General features: G+C 66.9%; 25 protein-coding genes and 1 tRNA gene. 18 read left to right on the top strand and 8 right to left on the bottom strand.

What is annotated here, in order from left to right; genetic code table 11:
- Positions 1-29: 29 nt before the first annotated feature.
- Together LI334_RS11560 and LI334_RS11555 are read right to left on the bottom strand one after the other, a co-directional pair.
- The gene (locus tag LI334_RS11560) at positions 30-1,382 is read right to left on the bottom strand and encodes an LLM class flavin-dependent oxidoreductase (protein WP_227260981.1); all 1,353 of its coding nucleotides are present in this window, start codon (positions 1,380-1,382) and stop codon (positions 30-32) included.
- A gap of 375 nt (positions 1,383-1,757) precedes the next feature.
- Entirely contained in the window at positions 1,758-2,990 is a 1,233-nt protein-coding gene (locus LI334_RS11555; RefSeq protein WP_227260980.1) for a carboxylate--amine ligase, read from the bottom strand.
- A 119-nt stretch (positions 2,991-3,109) separates the two neighbouring features.
- Here LI334_RS11555 and LI334_RS11550 point away from each other — a divergent pair, with 119 nt between their 5' ends.
- Entirely contained in the window at positions 3,110-3,646 is a 537-nt protein-coding gene (locus tag LI334_RS11550; RefSeq protein ID WP_227260979.1) for a 50S ribosomal protein L16, read from the top strand.
- Entirely contained in the window at positions 3,646-4,491 is an 846-nt protein-coding gene (locus LI334_RS11545) for an ATP-grasp domain-containing protein (protein WP_227260978.1), read from the top strand. The genes LI334_RS11550 and LI334_RS11545 overlap by 1 nt, the downstream gene beginning before the upstream one ends.
- Here the strand turns inward: LI334_RS11545 and LI334_RS11540 are convergent.
- Positions 4,478-4,846 carry an Hsp20/alpha crystallin family protein gene (locus LI334_RS11540; RefSeq protein ID WP_227260977.1) on the bottom strand — a complete coding sequence of 123 codons (369 nt, stop codon included), beginning with the start codon at positions 4,844-4,846 and terminating at the stop codon, positions 4,478-4,480. The two genes, LI334_RS11545 and LI334_RS11540, sit on opposite strands and share 14 nt — an antisense overlap.
- A gap of 43 nt (positions 4,847-4,889) precedes the next feature.
- Positions 4,890-5,897 carry a type II glyceraldehyde-3-phosphate dehydrogenase gene (locus tag LI334_RS11535; RefSeq protein ID WP_227260976.1) on the bottom strand — a complete coding sequence of 336 codons (1,008 nt, stop codon included), beginning with the start codon at positions 5,895-5,897 and terminating at the stop codon, positions 4,890-4,892.
- A gap of 80 nt (positions 5,898-5,977) precedes the next feature.
- On the opposite strand from LI334_RS11535, the gene LI334_RS11530 reads away from it, so the two are divergent.
- The 5 genes from LI334_RS11530 to LI334_RS11510 are packed head-to-tail and all read left to right on the top strand — an operon-like array spanning position 5,978 to position 9,961.
- Positions 5,978-6,925, top strand: a complete 948-nt coding sequence (locus tag LI334_RS11530; protein WP_227260975.1) for an aminopeptidase — start codon at positions 5,978-5,980, stop codon at positions 6,923-6,925.
- Positions 6,926-6,964: 39 nt separating this feature from the next.
- Positions 6,965-7,618 carry an HVO_0476 family zinc finger protein gene (locus tag LI334_RS11525; protein ID WP_227260974.1) on the top strand — a complete coding sequence of 218 codons (654 nt, stop codon included), beginning with the start codon at positions 6,965-6,967 and terminating at the stop codon, positions 7,616-7,618.
- Positions 7,618-8,250 carry a protein-L-isoaspartate(D-aspartate) O-methyltransferase gene (locus LI334_RS11520; protein WP_227260973.1) on the top strand — a complete coding sequence of 211 codons (633 nt, stop codon included), beginning with the start codon at positions 7,618-7,620 and terminating at the stop codon, positions 8,248-8,250. Before LI334_RS11525 ends, LI334_RS11520 begins: the two co-directional genes overlap by 1 nt.
- 30 nt (positions 8,251-8,280) lie before the next feature.
- Positions 8,281-9,195, top strand: a complete 915-nt coding sequence (locus LI334_RS11515) for a methyltransferase domain-containing protein (RefSeq protein ID WP_227260972.1) — start codon at positions 8,281-8,283, stop codon at positions 9,193-9,195.
- A gap of 25 nt (positions 9,196-9,220) precedes the next feature.
- Positions 9,221-9,961 carry a protein-L-isoaspartate O-methyltransferase family protein gene (locus LI334_RS11510; RefSeq protein ID WP_227260971.1) on the top strand — a complete coding sequence of 247 codons (741 nt, stop codon included), beginning with the start codon at positions 9,221-9,223 and terminating at the stop codon, positions 9,959-9,961.
- Here the strand turns inward: LI334_RS11510 and LI334_RS11505 are convergent.
- The gene (locus tag LI334_RS11505; RefSeq protein ID WP_227260970.1) at positions 9,958-10,410 is read right to left on the bottom strand and encodes a DUF7382 domain-containing protein; all 453 of its coding nucleotides are present in this window, start codon (positions 10,408-10,410) and stop codon (positions 9,958-9,960) included. The genes LI334_RS11510 and LI334_RS11505 overlap by 4 nt on opposite strands.
- A 76-nt stretch (positions 10,411-10,486) precedes the next feature.
- Between LI334_RS11505 and LI334_RS11500 the strand changes: the two genes are divergently transcribed.
- Positions 10,487-11,488, top strand: coding sequence for an ATP-binding protein (locus LI334_RS11500; RefSeq protein ID WP_227260969.1), 1,002 nt, complete (start codon positions 10,487-10,489; stop codon positions 11,486-11,488).
- Positions 11,489-11,527: 39 nt separating this feature from the next.
- Positions 11,528-12,406 carry an archaeosortase A gene (gene artA, locus LI334_RS11495; RefSeq protein WP_227260968.1) on the top strand — a complete coding sequence of 293 codons (879 nt, stop codon included), beginning with the start codon at positions 11,528-11,530 and terminating at the stop codon, positions 12,404-12,406.
- Here the strand turns inward: artA and LI334_RS11490 are convergent.
- A complete protein-coding gene (locus LI334_RS11490) occupies positions 12,396-12,809 on the bottom strand; it encodes a group I intron-associated PD-(D/E)XK endonuclease (RefSeq protein WP_227260967.1) in 414 nt (137 codons plus the stop codon). The two genes, artA and LI334_RS11490, sit on opposite strands and share 11 nt — an antisense overlap.
- 226 nt (positions 12,810-13,035) lie before the next feature.
- A tRNA-Asp gene (locus LI334_RS11485) sits at positions 13,036-13,108 on the bottom strand.
- Between the two features lie 184 nt (positions 13,109-13,292).
- Here LI334_RS11485 and LI334_RS11480 point away from each other — a divergent pair.
- From LI334_RS11480 to LI334_RS11445, 8 genes are all read left to right on the top strand, one after another.
- Entirely contained in the window at positions 13,293-13,523 is a 231-nt protein-coding gene (locus LI334_RS11480) for a DNA-directed RNA polymerase subunit H (RefSeq protein WP_227260966.1), read from the top strand.
- A complete protein-coding gene (locus LI334_RS11475) occupies positions 13,523-15,085 on the top strand; it encodes a DNA-directed RNA polymerase subunit B'' (protein ID WP_227260965.1) in 1,563 nt (520 codons plus the stop codon). Before LI334_RS11480 ends, LI334_RS11475 begins: the two co-directional genes overlap by 1 nt.
- 1 nt (position 15,086) lies before the next feature.
- Complete coding sequence (gene rpoB, locus LI334_RS11470; protein WP_227260964.1) at positions 15,087-16,913, top strand: DNA-directed RNA polymerase subunit B; 1,827 nt, start codon at positions 15,087-15,089, stop codon at positions 16,911-16,913.
- 1 nt (position 16,914) lies between these two features.
- On the top strand, positions 16,915-19,833 hold the full coding sequence (locus LI334_RS11465) for a DNA-directed RNA polymerase subunit A' (RefSeq protein WP_227260963.1): 2,919 nt from the start codon (positions 16,915-16,917) through the stop codon (positions 19,831-19,833).
- Positions 19,833-21,017 (top strand): DNA-directed RNA polymerase subunit A'', encoded by a 1,185-nt coding sequence (gene rpoA2 / locus LI334_RS11460; protein ID WP_227260962.1) that lies wholly within the window; start codon positions 19,833-19,835, stop codon positions 21,015-21,017. Before LI334_RS11465 ends, rpoA2 begins: the two co-directional genes overlap by 1 nt.
- A complete protein-coding gene (locus tag LI334_RS11455; protein ID WP_227260961.1) occupies positions 21,017-21,442 on the top strand; it encodes a NusA-like transcription termination signal-binding factor in 426 nt (141 codons plus the stop codon). The genes rpoA2 and LI334_RS11455 overlap by 1 nt, the downstream gene beginning before the upstream one ends.
- An 84-nt stretch (positions 21,443-21,526) precedes the next feature.
- A complete protein-coding gene (locus tag LI334_RS11450; protein ID WP_227260960.1) occupies positions 21,527-21,955 on the top strand; it encodes a 30S ribosomal protein S12 in 429 nt (142 codons plus the stop codon).
- Positions 21,952-22,563 (top strand): 30S ribosomal protein S7, encoded by a 612-nt coding sequence (locus LI334_RS11445; protein WP_227260959.1) that lies wholly within the window; start codon positions 21,952-21,954, stop codon positions 22,561-22,563. Before LI334_RS11450 ends, LI334_RS11445 begins: the two co-directional genes overlap by 4 nt.
- A 41-nt stretch (positions 22,564-22,604) precedes the next feature.
- Here LI334_RS11445 and LI334_RS11440 read toward each other — a convergent pair whose 3' ends face one another.
- Positions 22,605-23,366, bottom strand: a complete 762-nt coding sequence (locus tag LI334_RS11440; protein WP_227260958.1) for a DUF5781 family protein — start codon at positions 23,364-23,366, stop codon at positions 22,605-22,607.
- Between the two features lie 141 nt (positions 23,367-23,507).
- Between LI334_RS11440 and LI334_RS11435 the strand changes: the two genes are divergently transcribed.
- Positions 23,508-25,694: an elongation factor EF-2 gene (locus LI334_RS11435; RefSeq protein ID WP_227260957.1), complete on the top strand. Its 2,187-nt coding sequence runs from the start codon at positions 23,508-23,510 to the stop codon at positions 25,692-25,694.
- The last annotated feature ends 105 nt before the right edge of the window (positions 25,695-25,799 follow it).

Here is a 25,799-nt window from a genome sequence, read left to right as displayed (position 1 = left end):
CGGAGAATGAGCGCCCGACGGAATGAACGTTACTCCTGTCGCGCCGGATGACTCTCGTGCAGTCGGCTACGGCCGAACGTCCGCTCCCGGAGCGTCCCCGACGACGACTCCTCGGGCAGCAGGTCGCGCTCGCGGAGTTCGGGAACCACGAGGTCGACGAACTCCTGGAGCGTGTCCGGGCGCACGACCTCCTTCACGTTGAAGCCGTTCACGCCGACCTCGTCGTGCCAGCGCTCGAGCTCGTCCGCGACCTGCTCGGGCGTCCCGACGACGACGGGCGACGTGGTGCCGAGACCCGCGAACTCCGCGACCTCCCGCACCGTCCACTCGCGGTCGTCGTTCGTCGTGAACGCGTTCACAACACCCTGGATGGCCTCCGTCTCGATGTGTTCGAGCTTCTGGTCGGGGTCGAGTTCGGAGAGATCCATGTCCACGAACCCGGAGAGCAAGGTGAGCACGCCCTCGACGTCGATGGCGTCCACGTAACTCTCGTGTTTCGCCTCCGCGATGGCTTCGGTCTCCCCGACGATGGGGACGATTCCGGGGAAGAATTCGAGCGCGTCCGGGTCGCGGCCGTACGACTCGGCGCGCTCTCGCACGTCTGCCATGTAGTCCGTGACCGCCTGCTCGTTCGGCTGACTGACGAACACCGCCTCCGCGTTCCGCGCCGCGAACTCCCGACCGCGGTCGGACGACCCCGCCTGGTAGAGCACGGGCGTGCGCTGCGGGCTCGGCTCGCAGCCGTGCGGCCCCGGAACCTGGAAGTACTCTCCATCGAAGTCCACGTCGTGCACCTTCTCCGGGTCGGTGAACGTGCCGGAGTCGCGGTCGCGAACGACCGCGTCGTCCTCCCAGGAGTCCTCCCAGAGCCGATAACAGACCTCCATGAACTCGTCCGCGCGGTCGTAGCGCTCGTCGTGCTCGATGCGGCCGTCGAGCCCGAGGTTCGCCGCCGCGCTCTCCAGGTAGGAGGTGACGATGTTGAACGCGATGCGGCCGTCAGTCACGTGGTCGAGCGTCGAGAGCTCTCGGGCGAGCTGGTAGGGGTGGTTGTACGACGTGGACTTCGTCACCGCGAACCCGAGGTCGTCCGTCACCTCGGCCATCGCGGGCACGACGTACGCGGGGTCGTTCGACGGCGTCTGCACCGCCTTCTCGATGGCGGGGTCGACGGAGTCGTCGTACACGTCGTAGACGCCGCGCACGTCCGCGAAGAACACGGCGTCGAACCCGCCGCGCTCGGCCGTTCGCGCGACTTCCGTCCAGTACTCGCGGTCCGTGTAGCGGTGCGACTGGTCGCCGGGGTACCGCCACGACCCGACCGTCACGTGCTCCACGGAGTTCATCGTGAAGAGGTTCAGATGCAGGTGGTCGTCGCTCATTAGGTATCGGGACGGCCGCGACCGCCTAATAGCGACGGACACCGGCGAGTTTGCGTGGTGTCTCCCCCCGTTCGTCACCGACACCGGCAAGAATGGCTTTCGGGTGACACTACGACCGCGCGGGGATCGTCACCGCCTCCGAACCCGACCCCGCGCGGCGACTCGTCAGGACATACCGACCGCTGGCCGCGCCCTCCTATTTGAACGTTCGCGCGAGGCGGTGGAGCGGTCGCTGTGGCGGCACGGTTGTGGCAATGGGGACGCATTCGCGCCGCGCGCGGCGCGATTCACCGGTCGCCTCCGGCGACCGGCTTTTCCCTCCAGGTTTTTGCTGGAGGGGGTCGCCTTGCGACCCCCTCACAGTAAAAAGGTGGGTTAGCAGGCGCAGTAGTAGTCCTGCATGCCGAGGGTGTTGCGGAGGATTTGGTAGGCTGGGTCGGGGTCGTCGGGCCGGTAGACGCCCGCGGTGAGGTCGTCTCGCTCGGTGAAGTCGCCGGAGAGGAAGCTCGTCCAGTCGCTGGGTTGGAGGACGTCCACGAAGGACTGGTCGGTGGCGAGGAGTTCGAGGTAGTCCGGGAGGAACACCCAGGTCGCGTCGTGGAGTTCGCCGGGTTCGTAGGTGGTGTCGGTGGCGTCCGCGTACGCGGCGAGCGGGAGGTTCGCGCCGGCCTGGACGGGGAGTCCGATCCACTTCCACGGCCGGGTGTTGATGTCGAGCAGGACGTACTCCTCGCGGTTCTCGTCGTACACGAACTCGCTCTCGCTGATGCCGTAGTAGTCCGTCTCGTCGAGCACGCCGAGCGCCCGCTCGCGGAGCGCGTCGTTCTCCGTGCGCTGCACGACGCAGGACGTGCCGTACCCGAGCGGTTTTCGGACTCGGGCGTTCCCGACGATGCCGAGCGCGTCGCTCGTGCCCGACGGCGGGACGTAGGACGCGAGGCTGGCGTCCTCGCCCGTCGCCTTCTCGACCTTCTCCTGAGCGAGCACCTCGATATCCTCCTCGGAAGCGAGTTCCACGACGTCCCGGAACTCCTCCTCAGTCGCGACCTCGACGACGTTCGTCCCGACGGCCTCCTCGAACTCGCGCTTGAGCGCGGGCTTCACCACGAGCGGGAGGCCGAGGTCGTCGATGGCGTCCGCGACGCTCGTCTCGTCCAACCACCGGGTTTCGGGGTAGGGAACGCCGAGGTCGTCCGCGATGCGGTAGAGCGAACTCTTATCGAGCACGGCGTCCACGCGCTCCGCGGCGAACGGCAGGCGGACGCCGTCGGGGTCTGCGTCCGCGAACGCGTGCACCCACTCGTCCATACAGCCGAACGCCACGAGGTCGTGGCCGGCGGCGTCCGCGATGGCTTCCACGTCCTCCCGGAACCCGGCGAGGTCGTCCAATGGGTAGGTGACGCGGCCAGCGAAGTCCACGGCGTCGGACGTGGGCGCGGCCCCGTCTCCGACGCGGTCGATGGCGATGACGGGCACGTCGTTGGCGGAGAGCGCGCGCGCCACGCCGAGTCCGGTGATGTGTGCGTTCGCGACGACGGCGGGCGGCCGGTCGAAGTCGGCGTCCGCCACCGCGTCCACGAGTTCGTCGTGCGTGCGGAATTCGGCCATACCTCAGTCTCCCGCGCCGCGGGGTAAAACGAACCGATACGGGGAATCCTGGCCGGTACTCCGGTCGCCGCAAAAGGATGGGTTTATGGGCGCGCTGACCGAACACGCCTGTAGTAACCATGGCTGACAATCCGGCTTCCATGTACCGGACCATCGATAAGCCCTCGTACACGCGTCGCGACTACGTCACGGGCATTCCGGGTTCGAAGATCGCACAGTTCAAGATGGGAGACCTCCAGTCCGAACCGGAGGACTACCCCGTCCAGATTAGCCTCGAAACCGAGGAGGAGTGCCAGATCCGTCACGGTTCGATGGAGGCCGCGCGCCTCTCCGCGAACCGCCACCTCATCAAGGAACTCGGCGAGGGGAACTACAAGATGATCCTCCGCAAGTTCCCGCACCAGATCCTCCGCGAGAACAAGCAGGCGACCGGCGCGGGCGCAGACCGCGTTTCCGACGGTATGCGGCAGGCGTTCGGCGTGCCCGTCGGCACGGCCGCCCGCATCTACCCCGGCGACCGCATCTTCACGGCCTGGTGTCAGCCCGAGGAAGCCGCCGTCGTCAAGGAAGCCTTCCGCCGCGCGTACAACAAGATCACGCCGCCGTGCAAGATTACGGTGGAGCGCGGCGAGGAACTCATCACGCAGCTCGACTAGTGCTCTCCCTCGCGGTCGCGACCGACGCGGAGACCCTCGACCGGATTCGAGGCCCGCTCGCCGACCGCGGTATCTCAGCCTCCTACGTCAACTACCGGAAGCGAACGCTCTCGCTCTCCGACCCACCATTCTCTCCCGGTGACTTCGACGTCGGCCTCGTCTATCCTGGTCGCCTGATGGAGGGCGGTGTGCTCGACGCGTTCCTGGACGTGCCGTGGGTGAACGACCGGAACGCGGTGCTTCGCTCGCGGAACAAGGCGGGCGTGCTCGCGCGCCTCGAAACCGCCGGCGTCCCGGTGCCGGAGACGGTGTTCGTCTCGAACCCCACCGACGACGCGGACGTGCTCGACGCGCTCGCCGGCTTCGACTATCCCGTCGTCGTGAAACCGAACTCCGCCACCCGCGGCGTCGGCGTCACCAAGCTCGACGACCCCGATTCGCTCCTCGGGGTGACGGACTACCTCGACCTGATTCACGACTTCCCCGCGACCGACGACACGTCATACCTCGTCCAGGAGTGCGTCCCGGACGCGACCGACTATCGGGTGATGGTGCTCGACGGCGAGTACGCGGGCGCGGTCGAACGCCGCGGCTCCGGCTGGAAGCACAACGTCCACCGGGGCGCGGACGCCACCGGAACCGACCCGCCCGACCGCGTCAAAACTCTCGCGGAGGACGCCGCCGACGTACTCGACATTCCGCTCCTCGGCGTGGACGTACTGGACACGGGCGCGCGGACGGTGGTGAACGAGACGAACGCGCGACCGACGATAGACGCAGAAACGAAGTACGAACCCGGCTTCTACGACCGCCTCGCCGGACTGGTGCGGGCTACTCGACGCTGATGTCCGCGGAGTCCTCCAGGCGGTCGAACGACACTTCGAGCACGCCGTTGTTGTAGGTCGCGCTCGCCGAGTGTTCGTCCACGCGCGCGGGAAGTTCGATGCGTTCGTCGTACTCGCGGGCGTCCGTCGCCGCGCTGATGGTGAGGACGTCGCCGTCGCACTTCAGGTCGATGTCCTCCTTCTCGACGCCCGGGAGGTCGGCGACCACGCGCACCTCGTCGTCCTCCTCGTAGACGGTGACGTGCGTGTCGGTGCCGAACCCGGACTCGTCCATCCCGCCGCGCATGTCGTTCATCATCCGCTCTATCTCGTCGAAGAAGTCGTCGAACGGGTCGTCGCGGTCGTCGCGGCGCATACCGCTCCCTTGCCCCGGGTCGGGGATAAGGTTTCGGGGGTGTCTAGATGCCGAGCGCGCTGTTCGTCGTCTCGATGCTCTCCGCGCCGTCCATCGAGTCGGTGACCGCGCGGATGGCGTCCACGTTCTCCGGCACCACGTCGGACTCCTGGTGGATGGCCTGGAACAGGTAGAGGTCGTTTCCTTCCATCGTCACGGACTCGCTCCAGAGGCCGTTCTCCCACACGTCGCCGCGCGGCCGACCCAGGTCTTTCGCGTACTCCTTGAGTTTGCCCGTGCCGTCGATGTCGAACTCGGGCGGGATGCAGAAGATACGGGACTCGCCTTCGAGGAGGTCGCGCACGTCGTCCGCGCTCGGTTCGGATTCGAGCGTGACGTTCACGGAGTGCATGTGCATCAGGGTCGCCGGCACCTTCAGGCCGAGGGTGTCGATGTCGAGGTCGGGGAAGATGGTGTTCACGTCCGGGCCGTGGTGGGAGGGGAGCGTGATGGGGTTCGGGAGGATGTCGTCGATGGGGCCGCGGCTCGTCTGTCCGGGGTCGCCGCCGCGCCGGACGAGCGTGACGCGCGCCTTCTCGACGCCGTACTCCTCACGGAGCGGTGCGAGGAGTCGGCTGAGGCCGGTGGTGTTACAGGAGACGACGCGCACGTGGTCTGCGTTCCGGGCGTCGTCGAAGTTCCCGCGGGCGTTGAAGCTCACGTCCGCCACGTCGGCGTCCTCGCCGCCCTGATAGAGCGCGGGCGTGTCGTACTCCTCGTACAGTTCCTTGTTCTGCGCGCCGATACCCGAGGGCGTCGCGTCCACCACCACGTCGCTCTGTGCGACGAGTTCGTCCACGAGGCCGGCGGTCTCGATGCCGGCGTCCGCGAACTGGCTCGCCCGGTCTTCGATGGCCGCGTACAGGTCGTAGCCGCGCGCAACCGCGCGCTCGGCCTCGAAGTTCGGCCGCGTCTTCGCGACGCCGACGACCTCCATGTCCGGCTGGTCGCGGACCGCGTCCGCCACGCGCTTCCCGATGGTTCCGTAGCCGTTGATACCGACGCGAATCATACTGCTCACTCCCCACGGACGCCGGATAATCGTTTCGAGAGAAGACAACGCCTAACCTCCCCGCCCGCGAGGGTTCCGCCATGACGGTACTCGAAGAGGCCGCGGAGACCGCGGTCGTCCAGTGTCTCGGCGTCGAACCCGGTGAGACGTGCGTCGTCGTCACCGACGACAAGCGCGAATTCATCGGGGACGCGCTGTACGCCGCCGCCCGCGAGGTCACCGACGACGCGACGATTCTCCGCTACCCGCCCGGCGACCAGCACGGCGCGGAACCGCCCGCGCCCGTCGCCGCCGCGATGCGCGACAGCGACGTGTTCCTCGCGCCCACCACGAAGTCGCTCTCGCACACTCGCGCGCGCTCCCGGGCGAACGAGGCGGGCGCTCGCGGCGCGACCCTCCCCGGCATCACGGAGGACGTGTTCACCACGGGCCTGGACGCGGACTACACGCTGATTCGCCGGCACTGCGCGGACGTGCTGAGCCAGGTCGCGGACGCCGACGAGGTTCGTGTGACGACGCCCGCCGGCACCGACATCACGTTCGAACCCGGCGACCGCGAGTGGTTGCAGGACACGGGCATCGTCCACGAGGACGGCGAGTTCTCGAACCTCCCCGCGGGCGAGGTGTTCGTCAGCCCCGAGACCGCGAACGGCACGTACGTCGTGGACGGCACGATGATGCCCCACGGACGCCTCGACACGGAACTCACGTTCGAGGTCGAGGACGGCTACGTCACACACATCTCTGACGACGACGTGCGCGCACAGGTCGAGGCCGGCGAGGACGAGGTCGGACGCGCCGCGCGCAACCTCGCGGAACTCGGCATCGGCACGAACGTCGCCGTCAGCGACCTCGTCGGCTCCGTGCTGCTCGACGAGAAGGCCGCCGGAACCGTCCACATCGCCATCGGCGACGACGCCGGTATCGGCGGCGACACCGACGCCCCCCTCCACCTCGACGGCATCATCGAGAACCCCACCGTCTACGCGGACGGGGACGCGGTCACGCTCCCGAGCGCGGACGACTGACTCCGCGGATTTTTACGGCTCCGCGCCCTCGTAGTCGGTATGAGCCAACAGCAACGCGTCGGCCTGGCGTGTCCGTCGTGCTCGCCGGACCTCGAAACGGAACACGAGGTCCTCACGACGGGCGGCGGGACGGCGACCGTGAAGTGCACGGACTGCGGGCACGTCCACAAGGAACCCCTGGAGTCCGAGCGAACGGTCGAGCGGGATGTCGTCGTCTCCCAGGGCGGCGAGTCGTTCACCACGACCGTCGAGGTTCCCGCGGACGAGACCGTGGAGACCGGCGAGGAGTTCATCGTCGAGACGGAGGAAGCCATCATGCAGGTTCGCATCACCGACCTCCAGACCGGCGACGAGACGCGCGAGGTTCGCGCGACCGCCGAGGACGTGGGGACGTTCTGGACGCGCGCCGTGGACAACGTCGAAGTGGCCGTCACGCTCCACCCGCGGGACGGCGCGCACGACCGCACGCGAAGCATCACCCTTCACGTCCCCGGTGACTACGAGTTCACCGTCGGGGAGAACCACGAGTTCGGGGACGAGGAGTTCTCCATCACGGGTATCCACGTCCGCGAGGACGCCCTCGAACGCTACGACTTCCAGAAGATCGGCCACGACGGCGACGTGGCGATGGCGAAGGACATCAAGCGCGTGTACGGCTACGACGAGACCTCGACCGCCTGGTCTGCCTGGTAATGGACTTCGCGGACGCCCGCGACAGCCTCGCCGACCGCCTCGCCCGCAGACACGACTTCTCCGAGCGCGTCCTCGACGCCCTCCGCACCGTCCCCCGCCACGAGTTCGTCCCCGACGACCAGCAGGGGGGCGCGTACGCCGACCGCCCGCTCCCAATCGGCGACGGCCAGACCGTGAGCGCGCCGCACATGGTCGCCGCGATGTGCGACCGCCTCGCCCTCCGCGAGGGCGACGAGACGCTCGAAATCGGCACCGGCTGCGGCTACCACGCCGCGGTCACCGCCGAACTCGTCGGCCCCGAGAACGTCTACAGCGTCGAGTACCTCGAATCGCTCGCCGACACCGCCCGCGAGAACCTCGCGAACGCGGGCTACGGCGACGTGTCCGTGCGCCACGGCGACGGCCACGACGGCTGGCCCGCCCACGCGCCCTACGACGCCGCCTACCTCACGTGCGCCACCCGGTCGATTCCGACCGCGATACGCGACCAGCTCCGCGACGGCGGGCGCGTGCTCGCCCCCGTCGGCGACGTGACGCAGACGCTCGTCTCCGCCGAGAAATCCGACGGACGGCTCGACCGCGAGTACCTCTCCGACGTCCGGTTCGTCCGCATGCAGGGCGACGGCGAGTGACTTTATCCCCCGCCGGACTCACTACGCCGTATGGACTATCGGGAACTCCTGTTCCTCCGCGCCGCCCGTGAAACCGGCGTCCTCGACGCCGTCGTCACCGACGCCGACACCGTCGCCGCCGTCGCCGACGAGACCGGCGTCACCGAACGCGCCGCCCGAATAGGCGTCGAAACGCTCTGCGACCTCGGCTTCCTCCACCGAACCGACGACGGGTTCGAACCGACGAACCGCATGCTCGGCTTCCTCTCGAAGACCGACCTCCGCTCCATCGGCTCGCTCCCCCACGAACTCGACACGCTCGACGACTGGATAGCGCTCCCCGAGACGATGCAGACCGGCGACCGCCCCGTCCCGAGTCCGGACGCCACCCGGAACCGCCTCGGCGCGATGGCCGCGCTCGACGAGGGGGACGTGCGCGCCGCCGTCACTGCCGCCGTCCACGAACACCCCGACGCCGCCACCGTCCTCGACGCCTACGGCGGGTCGGGAACGTTCTCTCGGGAGTTCGCGCGCCGCGGGTACGACGTGACGCTCGCGGACACCCAGGACGTCGTGGAGGTGGACGAACCCCTCCTCGAACACGAACCCGTCTCCCTGCAGGCGACCGACCCGCTCGACGGCGTCGAGGGCACGTACGACCTCGTGTTCTGCGCGAACACCGCGCGCACGCTCTCACCCGACGACAACGAACGCCTGCTCGACGCGCTCTACGACGCCGTCCCGCCCGGCGGCACCGTCGTGCACGTCGACCGCCTCCGCGACCACGCCGAGAACCCGGGATTGCTCGCCGCCGAGATGCTCGCGCGCACCGACGGCGGGAACGCCTACGCGGAAGCCGACTTCGGCGAGTGGTTCGCCGCCGCCGGCTTCGAACGCCCCCGCGTCTCCGACGTGCCCGGCACGCGCTCGCAGGCGGTCGCCGCCGACCGCCCCGCGAACGATTGAAGGCCGCTCGCACCAATCCAGTCGTATGGAGTACGCGGCGGTTCGGGACGACATGGTGACGAGCCTCGAACACGACACGAAGGACGTCGTTCACGACCCCGCGGTCGCGGACGCGATGCGCACCGTCCCCCGCCACGAGTTCGTGGACGACGACGCCGGCCACCGCGCGTACGCCGACCGCGAGTTCGAACACCGCGGCACGCGCGTGCTCGCGCCCTCAACGGCCGCCCGCCTCGTCGAAGCCCTCCACCCCGAACCCGGAAACGACGTGCTCGTCGTCGGCGTCGGCGTCGGCTACACGGCCGCGTTGCTCGCGGAACTCGTCGGCGCACAGCGCGTGCACGCGGTTGACATCGACCGCCGCCTCGTCTACGACGCCCGCCGCACGCTCGCCGACGCCGGCTACGGCGACGTGCTCGTGGACTGCGCGAACGGCGCGGACGGCCTGCCCGCGTACGCGCCCTACGACCGGATTCTCGTCGAAGCCGCCGCCGTTCGGCCGCCCCGCGCGCTCCGCGCTCAGCTCGCGGACGGCGGCCGCCTCGTCTACCCCGAGGGCGCGCACCGCCAGCGCCTCGTCGCGCTCGAGGACGACGACCGACGCGACTACGGCGAGGTCGAGTTCGCCCCCCTGCTCGTCGAGGGCGAACAGGCGAGCGCTCCCGTCCGCAACCGCACCGTCCGCGAAGACCGCGAGCGCGCCGCGAAGGCGAACGAGCGCCGCCACGGCTGGGAGCAGGACTGGATCGACTGGGACGCGCGCTAGCCGCCGTAGCCGCGGACGACCAGGATTCGCGTGTTCCCGCGGCGGTCGACGTACTCGCCGCCCGCGGGCGGTTTCACCGATACCGTGAGCGTGCCGTCCGCCTGATTCGCGCCGAGCGCCGGCGCGACCGCCACCGTCGCCACCCCGGACTCGTTCGTGCGCGCCACCACGGTTCCGTCCAGCCGCGCCGTCCCCGACTTCACCAGCACGGTCGCGCCCGCCACGCCGTTCCCGGACGCGTCCACCACCGAGAGCGCGAGCGTCTGCTCGCCCGGTGCGACCACGTCCGGCGTCGGTTTCACGTCGAGTTCGGTCGTCGCGAGCGTCCCCACCCCGGACACCGTCTGGAGGAGCACGCCGAGCGTCGCCACCCCGACGACGAACGCGATGAGCAACCGCACCGGAAGCCCCTCTATCGCCCGCTCGTCCCGCCGCAGTTCGTGGAACATACCCCCGGCTGGCCGCGCTCTCCTACTTGAACTCTCGGCCGAGCGTTCATACCGGAAGCCGCGACCAGACGGGGTGATGTACGTGCTTGGTCGCTCCGACGAGACCGCTGGCCCCGTCCTCCCCGTCGGCCGGTTCCGCGCGCCCGACGGCAGCCACGGCACCCGGGTGGGCGTGGACGCGAACGCCCCGCACGCCGCGATGGTCGTCGGGAAGCGCGGGAGCGGGAAGACGTACACGCTCGGCGTGCTCGCCGAAGCGCTCGCCCGCACCGACGGCGTCACCCCGGTCGTACTCGACCCGATGCGGGCGTTCGCCACGCTCCCCGACGCCGTCCCCGCCACCGTCGTCCAGCCCCGGATTCCGGCGAGCGCGCTCCCGCCGCGCGCGTGGTGCGACGTTCTCTCCCTCCCCCCGCACACGCCCGCCGGCGCGCTCCTCTGGCAGGCCGCCGCCGAGAGTGAGACGCTCGACGCGATGACGCGGTTTCTCGACGCCAGCGGCGCGCCCGGCGGCCGCGCCGCCCGGAACGCCCTCGCCCTCGCGGACGCCTGGAGCGTCTTCGACGCGGACGGAACGGACGTCCTCGACCCCGACCGCGCCACCGTCCTCGACTGCGCCGGACTCCCCCGGCCCGCGCTCGCCGCCGTCACCCGCGCCGTCACCGACACCGTCTACGCCGCCGCCATCGCCGGCGACATCGACGCCCTTCCCTGGGTCTTGGTGGACGAAGCCCACGCCGTCACCGACACCGCCGCCTGGCCCGGCCTCCGCCGCCTCCTCACCCGCGGCCGCAAACCCGGCGTCAGCACCGTCCTCGCCACCCAACGGCCCGGCGCACTCCCCCCGGCCGCCGTCTCCCAGGCCGACCTCCTCGTCGCCCACCGACTCACCGCCCGCGACGACATCGACGCCCTCGAAACCGCTAGCCCGACCTACTTCGAGTCCGCGCTCGCCGACGCACTCCCCCGAACGCCCGGCGACGCCCTCGTCGTCGACGACACCGGCGAAACCGCCCACGACATCACCGTCCGCGAACGCGACGCCCCGCACGGCGGCCGCAGCCGCACCGTCACCTGACCGTCACGCCTATCCCCGAGAACCCCGAACTCACGTGCAATGTCGCTCGCCCTCACGGACACCCTCGCGTGGGTCGTCGTCGCCGCCTTCGCCCTCAGCGCCGTCCTCGCCACCCGCGACGACGAACACCCCGCCCGCGTCGCCGCCGCCGCCGCGTGGGCCGTGTTCGCCGTCTTCTGGGCGCTCCTCATCGACCACTTCCTCTTCACCCAGAACAGCTTCATCGAAGGCATCCTCGCCGCCCTCGCTGTCCCCCTCAGCCTCTACGCCGCCTACCTCGTCCTCACCGACCGCCCGACCCTCGTCCGCCTCTCCCGCGCCATCGCCGTCATGGGCCTCATCTACCTCCCCTTCCAGACCATCCCCGCACTCACTCAGGCCGCCATCACCATCACCGCCGAAAGCACGTACTTCCTCATCACCCTCCTCGGCTACACCCCCCAGTTCGTCACCGACCCCTACCCCAGCGCCGTCGTCTTCGTCCACGACGGCCACACCATCACCACCAACATCCTCCTCGCCTGCAGCGGCATCGGCAGCATCGCCATCGTCAGCGGCCTCATCGCCGCCACCACCGCCCCCATCCGCCGCCGCCTCACCGGCATCGCCCTCGTCGTCCCCCTCATCTACCTCCTCAACGTCGCCCGCGTCAGCTTCATCGCCATCGCCTTCGGCAACCAATGGTTCCAGTGGACGCGCCCCCTCGTCACCCTCCTCTACTCCCCCCTCCGCAGCGAACCCCGCATCTCCTACCTCTTCGCCGACAAAATCCTCGCCCAAAGCCTCTCCGTCGTCGCACTCGTCCTCATCACCCTCGGCCTCCTCCGCATCATCCCCGAACTCGCCGCCCTCCTCGACGACGCCCTCTACGTCGCCACCAAAACCGACTACAACCTCGAAGACCGCCTCACACGATAACCCCAGAAAACTCGAACGCCGACGCCCAATTAATCGACGGATGATCGATATCCGCCTCGAACCGTAACTCCATCTTCTGCGTCGTCGCGTCCGCTATCGGAATCCAGTAGAACGTCTCCGTCTCGGGATACCGGACGAAGAACGCGTCTATCTCTTCCTCGTACGTCGTCTCGTGGTACTCGCCGTCCCGCGTCGTCTGTGAGTGCGTGTTGAACCGAATCGTTCGCGGCTTGTTCTTCCACGCCGTCTTACACTGCACGCGGTACAGCGTCTCTCCGTCGTCAACCACCAGGTCGTACTTGTCGTTGTCTCCGAACGGTATCGACACCCGATACCCGTGGCTGACGAGCTCGTGCAACGCCGCCACCTCCGTCTCGTCGCCGACCGACTTGCTGTTCTGCATAGCCGTCAGATACACCCTGAACGAATAATCGTTCGGAGTACAGCCGCTACGAGGTTTGCGTCGAACGGAAATCGCCCGAGGCGGGATTTGAACCCTGCACAGACGGTCGCTCACTTCGTTCACGAGCGTGCGTCTGTCGGTTTTCAAATCCCTGGCGCGTTCAGTCCCTCACAGAAGACTCACACACGCTACGCGGTGCTCGTCGGAATTGTTCGGAACAGAAAGACGCCCGAGGCGGGATTTGAACCCGCGTCACAACCGTGACAGGGTTGTATGATGGGCCACTACACCACCCGGGCTCCCTGCACTCTTTCGTAGCCGGGTGTTACTGATAAGGGTTTCCAATCGGGAGTGGCGTGTGAGGGCGTCTCGTCCGGTATCCTGGGGCATGGCGTGTTGTTTTGGTAAGGGTTAAGTGGGTTTCGTGTGTACGTGCCTGTAGTATCTCGTGAGAGCCACTTCTCCCCCCAGGCAGGTGTTCCCATGGTAGATGACGTAACTAACCACGAACTCGTACCCGAGCATGAGCTTCTCGAGGAGGACGCGGTGGAGTCCGTTCTCGAGGAGTACGATATCGAACGTACCGACCTCCCGAAGATCAAGCGCAAGGATCCGGCGCTCCCGGACGACGCGAGCGCGGGTGATGTCGTGCAGATCACGCGGGATTCCCGAACGACCGACACAGCGATTGTGTACCGATTGGTGATCGATTGATGGAACTCGACAACAAACGCACGCTCTCGAAGGCGTACTTCTCGAAGGAACGACTCGCAGAACATCACTATCGCTCGTTCAACGCCTTCCTGGAGCGCGGGATGCAGGAGGTCGTTGACGAGAAGGAGACCATCGACACGGACATCGGCGACAAGGAAGAGGAGGAGCCGGTGTGGGTGGAACTCGGTGACGTTCGCATCCTGACGCCGCGCGTTCGTGAGGCGGACGGTTCCGAGGAACTCCTCTACCCGCAGGAGGCGCGACTCCGGAACATCACGTACTCCGCGCCGGTGTTCATGGAGATGTCCATCAAGCGCGGCGGCGAGGAGGAACCCGAGGAACTCCTCGACACGACGGAGACGAAGGTGGGGCGGATGCCCATCATGGTCGGTTCCGAGAAGTGCAACATCTCGGACTTCAGCGAGGAGGAACTCATCGACATCGGCGAAGACCCCGCCGACCCGGGTGGGTACTTCATCGTGAACGGGAGCGAGCGCGTGCTGATGACGAGCGAGGATCTCGCGCCGAACAAGATTCTCGCGGAGTACGACACGAAGTACGGCGACGAGATTCAGGTCGCGAAGACGTTCAGTCAGCGACGCGGGTATCGAGCGCTCGTACTGTGTGAGCGCAACCGCTCCGGTCTGCTCGAAGTCTCCTTCCCCTCCGTCTCCGGTTCTATCGATTTCGTCACGCTCGTTCGCGCGCTCGGCCTCGAATCCGACGAGGAGATCGTCCACCGCGTCAGCGACGACCCCGAGATCGTGAAGTTCATGCTCGAAAACCTGGAGGAAGCGGACGTTCAGACCCAGGAGGAAGCCATCGAGACGCTCGGGAAGCGCGTCGCGTCCGGCCAGGGCAAGAACTACCAGTTGAAGCGCGCGAACTACGTCATCGACCGCTACCTGCTCCCGCACCTCCACGAGGAGGGCGTCGAGGAGGAGGAGACGCGGATGAACAAGGCGTTCTACCTCTGCCGGATGGCGGAGGCGTGCTTCGAACTCGCGCTCGACCGCCGCGAGTCCGACGACAAAGACCACTACGCGAACAAGCGCCTGAAGGTCAGCGGCGACCTGATGCGCGACCTGTTCCGCACCGCGCTGAACAAGCTGTCGCGGGACGTGAAGTACCAGCTCGAACGCGCGAACATGCGGAACCGACAGCTCACCGTGAACACGGTCGTTCGGTCTGACGTGCTCACGGAACGCCTCGAACACCCCATCGCGACGGGGAACTGGGTTGGCGGCCGCTCGGGCGTGAGTCAGCTCGTCGACCGCACCGACCACATGGGCGTGCTCAGCCACCTGCGGCGGCTCCGCAGCCCGCTCTCGCGCTCGCAGCCGCACTTCGAGGCGCGCGACCTCCACGCGACCCAGTGGGGTCGCATCTGTCCCTCCGAGACGCCGGAGGGGCCGAACTGTGGGTTGGTGAAGAACTTCGCGCAGGCGATGGAGCTCTCACAGAACGTCGACGACGAACAGGGATTGAAACGGGAACTCTCCTCGATGGGGGTCGAGGGCGTGCCCGGTCTCACCACCGAACCCACCTCCGCAGACGACTAACATGAGCCAGTCACAGGAAGCCAAAGTCTACGTAAACGGCAGTCTCGTCGGGACGCACGACGACCCGCACGAGCTCGCCGAGAACATCCGGGAAGCGCGACGCCGCGGCGACATCAGCGACATGGTGAACGTCTCGGTGAAAGAACGCACGGGCGAAGTCATCGTGAACGCGGACGCGGGCCGCGCCCGCCGCCCGCTCCTCGTCGTTGAGGACGGCGAACCCCTCGTCACCGAGGACGACCTCGAAGCCCTCGAAAACGAGGAAGTCGAGTTCGAGACGCTCGTCGAGGAGGGGAAGGTCGAGTTCATCGACGCCGAGGAGGAAGAGGACATCCTCGTCGCCGTCGAGGAGGACGACCTCACCGACGACCACACGCACCTCGAAATCGACCCGCAGCTCATCTTCGGTATCGGCGCGGGGATGATTCCGTACCCCGAGCACAACGCCAGTCCGCGCATTACGATGGGCGCGGGGATGATGAAGCAGAGTCTGGGGCTGCCGGCCGCGAACTACCGGATTCGTCCGGACACCCGCCAGCACCTGATGCACTACCCGCAGAAGGCGATGGTGAACACCCAGACGACGAAACAGATCGGGTACGACGACCGGCCGGCCGGCCAGAACTTCACGGTCGCCGTCATGTCCTACGAGGGGTTCAACATTGAGGACGCGCTCGTCATGAACAAGGGCTCCGTGGAGCGCGCGCTCGCCCGTTCGCACTTCTTCCGCACCTACGAGGGCGAGGAACGCCGCTACCCCGGCGGTCAGGAAGACCGCTTCGAGATTCCGGACGACGACGTGCGTGGCGCGCGCGGCGAGGACGCGTACAAGCACCTCGACGAGGACGGCCTCGTCAACCCCGAGACGCGCGTGGACGAGAACAGCGTCCTGCTCGGGAAGACCAGTCCGCCTCGGTTCCTCGAAGAACCGGACGAGATGGGTGGACTGAGCCCGCAGAAGCGCCGCGAGACCTCGGTGACGATGCGCTCGGGCGAGGACGGCGTCGTCGACACGGTGACGCTGATGGAGGGCGAGGACGGCAGTAAGCTCGCGAAGGTGAGCGTTCGAGACGAACGCATCCCCGAACTCGGGGACAAGTTCGCGAGCCGACACGGCCAGAAGGGCGTCGTCGGCCACCTCGCGCCCCAGGAGGACATGCCGTTCACGCAGGAGGGCGTCGTGCCCGACCTCGTCCTCAACCCGCACGCGCTCCCGTCCCGGATGACCGTCGGTCACGTGCTGGAGATGCTCGGCGGGAAGTCGGGCGCGCTCGAAGGCCGGACGGTCGACGGCACCGCGTTCACGGGCGAGGACGAAGAGGAGATCCGGAACTCGCTCCAGGAGCGCGGGTTCAAGTCGAGCGGGAAGGAAGTCCTCTACTCGGGCGTCTCCGGCGAGAAGATCGAGGCGGAGATCTTCGTCGGGAACATCTTCTACCACAAGCTCTACCACATGGTGTCGAACAAGATGCACGCCCGGTCGAAGGGGCCGGTGCAGGTCTTGACCCGACAGCCGACGGAGGGACGCGCCCGCGAAGGCGGTCTCCGGCTCGGGGAGATGGAGCGCGACACCGTCATCGCCCACGGCGCGGCGATGGTGCTCAAGGAACGCCTCCTCGAATCCTCCGACCAGGAGTACGTGGACATCTGTGGGAACTGCGGGATGACCGCGGTGGAGAACAGAGAACAGCGCCGCGTCTACTGTCCGAACTGCGGCGAGGAGACGGACGTGCACAGCATCGAGATGAGTTACGCGTTCAAACTCCTCCTCGACGAGATGAAGGCGCTCGGCATCGCGCCGCGACTCGAACTGGAGGACGCAGTCTAACATGAGTGCAGGACAATCACCCAAGGAGATCGGTGAAATCAGCTTCGGGCTGATGGATCCCGAGGAGTACCGGGACATGAGTGCGACGAAGGTCATCACGGCCGACACGTACGACGACGACGGCTTCCCCATCGACATGGGGCTGATGGATCCGCGTCTCGGCGTCATCGACCCCGGACTGGAGTGCAAGACCTGCGGCGGTCGCTCCGGGTCGTGTAACGGCCACTTCGGCCACATCGAACTCGCCGCGCCCGTCATCCACGTCGGGTTCTCGAAGCTCATCCGTCGCCTCCTCCGCGGGACGTGTCGCGAGTGCAGTCACCTCCTGCTCACGGAGGACGAACAGGAGCAGTTCCTCGGCGACGTGGAACGCACCCGCAGCCTCCGCGAGGACGTTTCGGACGTGACGAAGAACGCCATCCGGGAGGCCCGGAAGAAGTCGCACTGTCCGCACTGCGGGGAAGTCCAGTACGACGTGAAACACGAGAAACCCACGACGTACTACGAGGTCCAGCAGGTGCTGGCCTCCGATTACCCCGAGCGCATCGCGTCCGCGATGCAGCCCGACGAGGAGGAAGAAGACGCGGACGCCATCAGTCCCCAGGAGCTCGCGGACGAGTCCGGCGTCGACCTCTCCCGCATCAACGACATCCTCAGCGGGGAGTTCCGGCCGCGGCGCGAAGACCGCGAGGCGCTGGAGAAGGCGCTCGGCACGGACCTCACCACCGAGGACATGAACAAGCTCATGCCCTCGGACATCCGGGACTGGTTCGAGGACATCCCGAACGAAGATCTCGAAGTGCTCGGCGTGGACGCCGAACACAGCCGTCCCGAGTGGATGATTCTCACCGTCCTTCCCGTGCCGCCGGTCACGGCGCGTCCCTCGATCACGCTGGACAACGGCCAGCGTAGCGAGGACGACCTGACGCACAAGCTCGTGGACATCATCCGCATCAACCAGCGGTTCATGGAGAACCGCGAAGCGGGCGCGCCCCAGCTCATCATCGAGGACCTCTGGGAACTCCTCCAGTACCACGTCACGACGTTCATGGACAACGAGATTTCGGGGACGCCGCCCGCCCGCCACCGCTCCGGCCGCCCGCTCAAGACGCTCAGTCAGCGCCTCAAGGGCAAGGAAGGACGGTTCCGCGGCAGCCTCTCCGGGAAGCGCGTGAACTTCAGCGCGCGTACCGTCATCAGCCCCGACCCGACGCTCAGCCTGAACGAGGTCGGCGTGCCCGACCGCGTGGCGACGGAGATGACGCAGACGATGGTCGTGAACGACCAGAACATCGAACGCGCCCGCCGGTACGTCCGGAACGGCCCCGAGACGCACCCGGGCGCGAACTACGTGAAGCGGCCCGACGGCCGCCGCGTCCGCGTCACCGAGAAAGTGTGTGAGGAACTCGCGGAACGCGTCGGACCCGGCTGGGAGGTGCAGCGCCACCTCATCGACGGCGACATCATCATCTTCAACCGCCAGCCCAGCCTCCACCGGATGAGCATCATGGCGCACGAAGTCGTCGTGATGCCGTACAAGACGTTCCGCCTCAACACGGTTGTGTGTCCGCCGTACAACGCTGACTTCGACGGCGACGAGATGAACATGCACGCCCTCCAGAACGAGGAAGCCCGCGCGGAGGCGCGCGTGCTGATGCGCGTGCAGGAGCAGATTCTCAGCCCGCGGTTCGGCGAGAACATCATCGGCGCGATTCAAGACCACATCAGCGGGATGTACCTGTTGACGAACGACAACCCGTCGTTCAACGAGACGCAGGCGCTCGACCTCCTGCGGGAGACCCGCATCACCGAACTCCCCGAACCGGCGGGCGAGGAGGAGGACGGCACGCCCTACTGGACGGGCCGCCAGCTGTTCAGCGAACTCCTCCCCGACGACCTCAACCTCGAATTCACGGGCACCACCGGCGATCAGGTCGTCATCGAGGACGGCCAGCTCGTCGAGGGCACCATCGCCGAGGACGAGGTCGGCGAGTTCGGGAGCGAGATCGTCGACACCATCACGAAGGTGTACGGGAACACGCGCTCGCGCATCTTCATCAACGAGATTGCGGCGCTCGCGATGCGCGCCATCATGCACTTCGGGTTCAGTATCGGCATCGACGACGAGACGATTAGCTCGGAGGCCCGCGACCGCATCGACGAGTCCGTCGAGAACGCGTACGACCGCGTGCAGGAACTCATCGAGACGTACGAGAACGGCGACCTCGAAAGCCTGCCCGGCCGCACCGTCGACGAGACGCTCGAAATGAAGATCATGCAGACGCTCTCGAAGGCGCGTGACTCCGCGGGCGACATCGCGGAGGACGACTTCGACGACGACAATCCCGCCGTCGTCATGGCCGAATCCGGCGCGCGTGGTGGAATGTTGAACCTCACGCAGATGGCCGGCATGGTCGGCCAGCAGGCAGTCCGTGGTGAACGCATCAACCGCGGGTACGAGAACCGCACGCTCAGCCACTACCCCGAGAACGAACTCTCCGCGGAAGCCCACGGCTTCGTGGAGAACTCGTACGCGGACGGCCTGACGCCGACGGAGTTCTTCTTCCACGCGATGGGCGGCCGCGAGGGCCTCGTGGACACGGCGGTTCGGACGTCGAAGTCCGGCTACCTCCAGCGCCGCCTCATCAACGCGCTCAGCGAACTCGAAACCCAGTACGACGGCACGGTCCGGGACACCTCGGACACCATCGTCCAGTTCGAGTTCGGCGAGGACGGCACCAGTCCCGTCCGCGTGTCCTCCAGCGAGGACACCGACATCGACGTGGAGAACGTCGCTGACCGCATCCTCGAAACCGAGTTCGAGACCGACGAGGACCTCGAAGAGTTCCTCGGCGAGAAGGAACCGCCGACGAACCTCTCCGAACACGGCGAGTCCTGGCTCGCGGAGGGTGACGACTAATGACCGAAATCACCGACGACATCGAAGCCGCCGTGGAAGACCGCAGTCTCCCGCGACGGCTCAAAGAAGAGGTCTACGACGCCATCGAATCCCGTGACGGCGTCACGACCAAGCAGGCCGAACAGATCGCGAAAGCCGTCGAGTCCCAGTACATGGACACGCGCGTCGACCCCCTCGACCCCGTCGGGACGGTGAGCGCGCAGTCCATCGGGGAACCCGGAACCCAGATGACGATGAACACGTTCCACTACGCGGGCGTCGCGGAGATGGACGTGACCCAGGGCCTCCCGCGGCTCATCGAGCTCGTGGACGCCCGGAAGAACCCGGACACGCCCGTGATGACCGTCCACCTGGACGAGGAACACCGGGACGACCGCGAGAAAGCCCACGAGGTCGTGTGGAACATCGAGTCCACGAAAATCCTCTCGCTCGGCGACATCTCGACGAACGTCGCGGACATGATCGTCAGCATCAACCTGAACGAGGACACGCTTCAGGAGCGCTGGCCGACCATGGACTCGACGAACGAGATCGCGGGCGACATCGCGGACATCATCGAGGACTCCCTCGGCGTGAAGGTCACCCAGCAGGGCACCGTCCTCGAATTCGGCCCCGAGGAGCCGAGCTACCGCGACCTCCTCCAGCTCGTCGAACAGCTCCGCGACGTGGTGTTCAAGGGAATCGAGGACATCACGCGCGTCGTCGTCCGGAAGGAGGACACCGAGGAGGGCGAGGAGTTCGTCCTCTACACGGAGGGGTCGGCGCTCAAGAAGGTGCTCCGCATCGACGGCGTGGACGCCACGCGCACCTCGTGTAACAACATCCACGAGATTCACAAGACGCTCGGCATCGAGGCCGCGCGAGAAGCCATCATCAACGAGACGATGGACACCCTCGAAGAACAGGGGCTGGGCGACGTGAACATCCGCCACCTGATGCTGGTCGCGGACATCATGACGAACGACGGCACCATCCAGTCCATCGGCCGGCACGGCATCAGCGGGAACAAGGACTCCGTGCTCGCCCGCGCGGCGTTCGAGGTCACGGTCAACCACCTCCTCGACGCCGCCATCTACGGCGAAGCGGACGACCTCGACGGCGTCATCGAGAACGTCATCGTCGGGAAACCGGTCAAACTCGGCACCGGCGACGTCGACCTCCGCATGGGGTCTAAGTCCGACTGATGACGGTCACGCTCTCCGACGAAGCCCGGCAGTGCATCGTCGCGTTCGAGGAGGTCACGGACACCACGGCCGTCGACTGCCTCGTCGACGACGACCACGACCGCGTCGTCTTCGTCGTCAAAGCGGGCGAAATCGGGAGCGCCATCGGCCCCGGCGGCCGGAACGTCGAACGCGTCGAGGACGAACTCGGCCGGGACGTCAAACTCGTGGAGGACGCGCCCACGCCCGAGGGGTTCGTCGCGAACGCCCTCAGCCCCGCCGCCGTCTACAACGTCACCATCAGCGAGAACCGGGACACGGTCGCGTACGCCGAGGTCGCGCACGAAGACCGCGGCGTCGCCATCGGCGAAGCCGGACACAACATCGAACTCGCGAAGACGCTCGCGAAGCGCCACTACGACATCGACGACATCCAGCTGACCTGAGCGCCCGGTCTTCCATGTTCACGCGTACCACGCGCGTGAACGCGAAAGGCCGAATTTAAGTATTTGCCTCCGTAATCCATCCCTATGGCTAACGGCAAGTATGCCGCCCGTAAGCTGAAGAAGGACCGCCAGAGCCAGCGGTGGTCCGACTCGGATTACGCGCGGCGAGAGCGCGGGCTCCGGTCGAAGTCCGACCCGCTCGAGGGCGCGCCGCAGGGTCGCGGCATCGTCCTGGAGAAGGTTGGTATCGAAGCGAAGCAGCCGAACTCCGCGATTCGGAAGTGTGTTCGGGTGCAGCTCATCAAGAACGGGAAGCAGGTCACCGCGTTCTGTCCCGGTGACGGCGCTATCTCGTTCATCGACGAGCACGACGAAGTCACCATCGCCGGTATCGGCGGTGCGAAGGGTCGTGCGATGGGCGACCTCTCCGGCGTGAACTACAAGGTCGAGAAGGTGAACGGTGTCTCGATGATCGAACTCGTTCGCGGGAACGCGGAGAAACCGGTACGATGAGCAGCGAAGCACCCGAACCCGAGACGCCCGCGGGTAGCGAGGAAGCGGAGGCGAACGCCGAACTCTTCGGCAAGTGGGACGTCACGGACATCCAGTACCGCGACCCGAGCACGCGGCGGTACATCACCGTGACGCCCATCGCGCACACGATGGGTCGCCACGCGAACAAGCAGTTCAAGAAGAGCGAGATCTCCATCGTGGAGCGCCTCACGAACCGTCTGATGCAGACGGAGGAGAACACGGGGAAGAAGCAGAAAGCGCTCAAGATCGTGCGCGAGGCGTTCGACACGATTCACGAGCGCACGGAGGAGAACCCCGTGCAGGTGCTCGTGCGCGCGGTCGAGAACGCCGCGCCCCGCGAGGAGACGGTTCGCCTGAAGTACGGCGGTATCTCGGTGCCGAAGGCCGTCGACGTCGCGCCCCAGCGCCGCGTCGACCAGGCCCTGAAGTTCATCGCGGACGGCATGTACTCCGCGTCCTTCAAGACCTCGACGAGCGCGGCGGACGCGCTCGCGGAACAGCTTCTCGGCGCGGCTGACTACGACGTGCAGACGTACGCCGTCAGTCAGAAGGAGGAGAAGGAGCGCGTCGCGGCGGCGGCACGCTAACGCGGGGTTTTCTTTCGTTTCTCTCGTTCGGTAGCGACGGCTCAGTCGGCGGCGGGGCCGTTCGTGCTGGGCTGGCTGTCGACGTACGCGCGGACGAGGTCGACGAGTTCGCGGCGGTACGTGGACTGGTCGGGGTCGTCGGCGAAGGACGCGAACCGGTCGCGGAACTCGTCGACGCTCACGTGCGGGGTGTCCTCGTCGGCCGCGTGCGCGAGGTCGTAGAGCCGGCTGGTCGGGCTGATGGCGTCGTGGCGCTCCAGGAGCGCGAGCGCGAACGCGGCGTTCACGGCGGTCATCTCGGTGTCCGCGCCGGCGGTGATGCGGTGGCCGTCCCGGTTCGGGCTGGGGCGGTCGCTGACGGCGGCGGCGAGTTCGGATTCGAGGAACGCGGCGAGTTTGTCGGTCGGGCCGACGCTGAGCGTGATGTCGTCCGCGTAGATGTCTTTCGCGTGGTTCGCGAGCTGGTAGCACTGCGTGAGCACGCGCTGTTCGACCTGTCGGCCGGGGAGCGCGAGGAAGAGGACTTCGTCCATCGAGAGCGTGTGCGAGGGGTGGCCTTCCTCGTGGCGGCGCATGTGCGAGTACTCGTGGAGCGCGAGTTCGCGCGCCATCGCGGACGTGGCGGCCTTCCGGGAGATGTTGAGGACGTGGTGGTCGTCGTGGTGGCCCGCCCACGTGCGCTCGTCCGGGTTCTCGCGCACGTGGACGTGCACGGGCTTGTCGAGGTCGTGGTCTATCTCGAAGACGTCGCGGGCGCCGAGAAAGGGCGCGGTCGGACCCGCGCCTTGCACGAGAACATCCATGTACCTTGTTAGCACGGGATGCTCGGATAAGGCTCTTGCGCCCCCCGCGGGGTCTGCTGTGATAGCCGATACCGTACGGAGACGGCTTCCTCGCGGAGAAACACTACCCTTTTGAACCCGCTACCGGTATAATCCTCCATAATGGGCCGACGCAAGAAGATCGTCGAACAGTGTGAGCGGCTGATGGACGAACCGGAGAACATCCGGAACATCGCCATCGCCGCCCACGTCGACCACGGGAAGACGACCCTCACCGACAACCTCCTCGCCGGCGCGGGGATGATTTCGGACGAGACCGCGGGCCAGCAGCTCGCGATGGACACCGAGGAGGACGAACAGGAGCGCGGTATCACCATCGACGCCGCGAACGTCTCCATGACGCACGAGTACGAGGGCACGAACCACCTCGTGAACCTCATCGACACGCCCGGCCACGTCGACTTCGGTGGCGACGTGACGCGTGCGATGCGTGCGGTCGACGGCGCGCTCGTCGTCGTGGACGCCGTCGAGGGCGCGATGCCGCAGACCGAGACGGTCGTCCGGCAGGCGCTCCGCGAGGGCGTGAAGCCGACGCTGTTCATCAACAAGGTCGACCGCCTCATCAGCGAGCTCCAGGAAGGCCCCCAGGAGATGCAGGAGCGCCTCCTCGACGTCATCAACGACGTGAACGAGCTCATCCGCGGGATGACCGAAGACCGCGACGACATCGACGACTGGACGGTCAGCGTCGAGGACGGCACGGTCGCGTTCGGGTCCGCGCTCTACAAGTGGGGCGTCTCCATGCCCTCGATGCAGCGTACCGGCATCGACTTCGGCGACATCATCGAGCTCGAACGCAACGACAAGCGCCAGGAACTCCACGACCGCACGCCGCTCGCGGACGTCGTCCTGGACATGGTCGCGGAGCACTTCCCGAACCCCATCGAAGCCCAGCCCCGCCGTATCCCCACCATCTGGCGCGGCGACGCGGAGTCCGACCTCGCCGTGGACATGCGTGACGTGAACCCCGACGGCGAAGTCGTCCTGATGGTGACGGACATCGGCGTCGACCCCCACGCGGGCGAAATCGCCGCCGGTCGCGTGTTCTCCGGGACGCTGGAGAAGGGCCAAGACCTCCACGTCTCCGGCACCGCGAGCACGAACCGCGTGCAGTCCGTCGGTATCTACATGGGTGGCGAGCGCGAGGAAGTCGACCGCGTTCCCGCCGGGAACATCGCCGCCGTCACCGGCCTGAAGGACGCCATCGCCGGCTCCACCGTCTCCAGCGTGGAGATGACGCCGTTCGAGTCCATCGAACACATCTCGGAGCCCGTCATCACGAAGTCCATCGAGGCGCAGAACATGGACGACCTGCCGAAGCTCATCGAGACGCTCCAGCAGGTCGCGAAGGAAGACCCCACCATCCAGATCGAGATCAACGAGGACACCGGCGAACACCTCGTCAGCGGTCAGGGTGAACTCCACCTCGAAGTCATCACCCAGCGCATCGAGCGCAACCAGGGCATCCCGGTCATCACGGGCGAACCCATCGTCGTCTACCGCGAAGCCCCGACCCAGGAGTCCCGCGAGGTCGAGGGACGCTCCCCGAACAACCACAACCGGTTCTACATCACCGTCGAACCGCTCGCGCAGGACATCGTCGACGCCATCCAGCTCGGCGAGGTCTCCATGGACATGCCCGAGCAGGAACGCCGCGAGGCGCTCCAGGAACTCGGGATGGACAAGGACACCACGCAGAACGTCGAGGAGATCCACAAGACGAACATCTTCATCGACGACACGAAGGGTATCCAGCACCTGAACGAGACGATGGAACTCGTCCTCGAAGGCCTGCAGGAAGCCCTCGACAACGGCCCGCTCGCGAACGAGCCCGTGCAGGGCGCGCTGTTCCGCCTGCACGACGCTCGCCTCCACGAGGACGCCATCCACCGCGGCCCCGCACAGGTCATCCCCGCAGTGCGTGACGCCGTGCACCGCTCCCTCATCGACGCGCAGGTCAAACTCCTCGAACCCATTCAGGACGTCCGCATCGACGTTCCGAGCGAACACATGGGTGCCGCGTCCGGCGAGATTCAGGGCCGTCGCGGCCGCGTCGACGACATGTACCAGGAAGGCGACCTGATGGTCGTCGAGGGTATCGCGCCCGTCGAGGAGATGATCGGGTTCTCCAGCGACATCCGCTCCGCGACCGAGGGGCGTGCGTCCTGGAACACCGAGAACGCCGGGTTCCGCGTGCTCTCCGACAACCTCCAGCCCGAGAAGATCACGGAAATTCGAGAGCGCAAGGGCATGAAGACCGAGCTCCCCGAGAGCATCGACTACTTCTAAACGCACCTTTTTTCCGCTCGGGTTCGCTTCGCGAACCTCTCGCGCAAAAAATCTGCACCAAAAAACTCGCTCGCTACGCGAGCGAGCGAATCGCCTCACCACCGG

Source organism: Salarchaeum japonicum, from assembly GCF_020614395.1.
Taxonomy (GTDB): Archaea; Halobacteriota; Halobacteria; order Halobacteriales; family Halobacteriaceae; genus Salarchaeum; species Salarchaeum japonicum.
The sequence above is the reverse complement of the archived record's forward strand: the minus strand, read 5'-3'. Positions and strand labels throughout refer to the sequence as shown.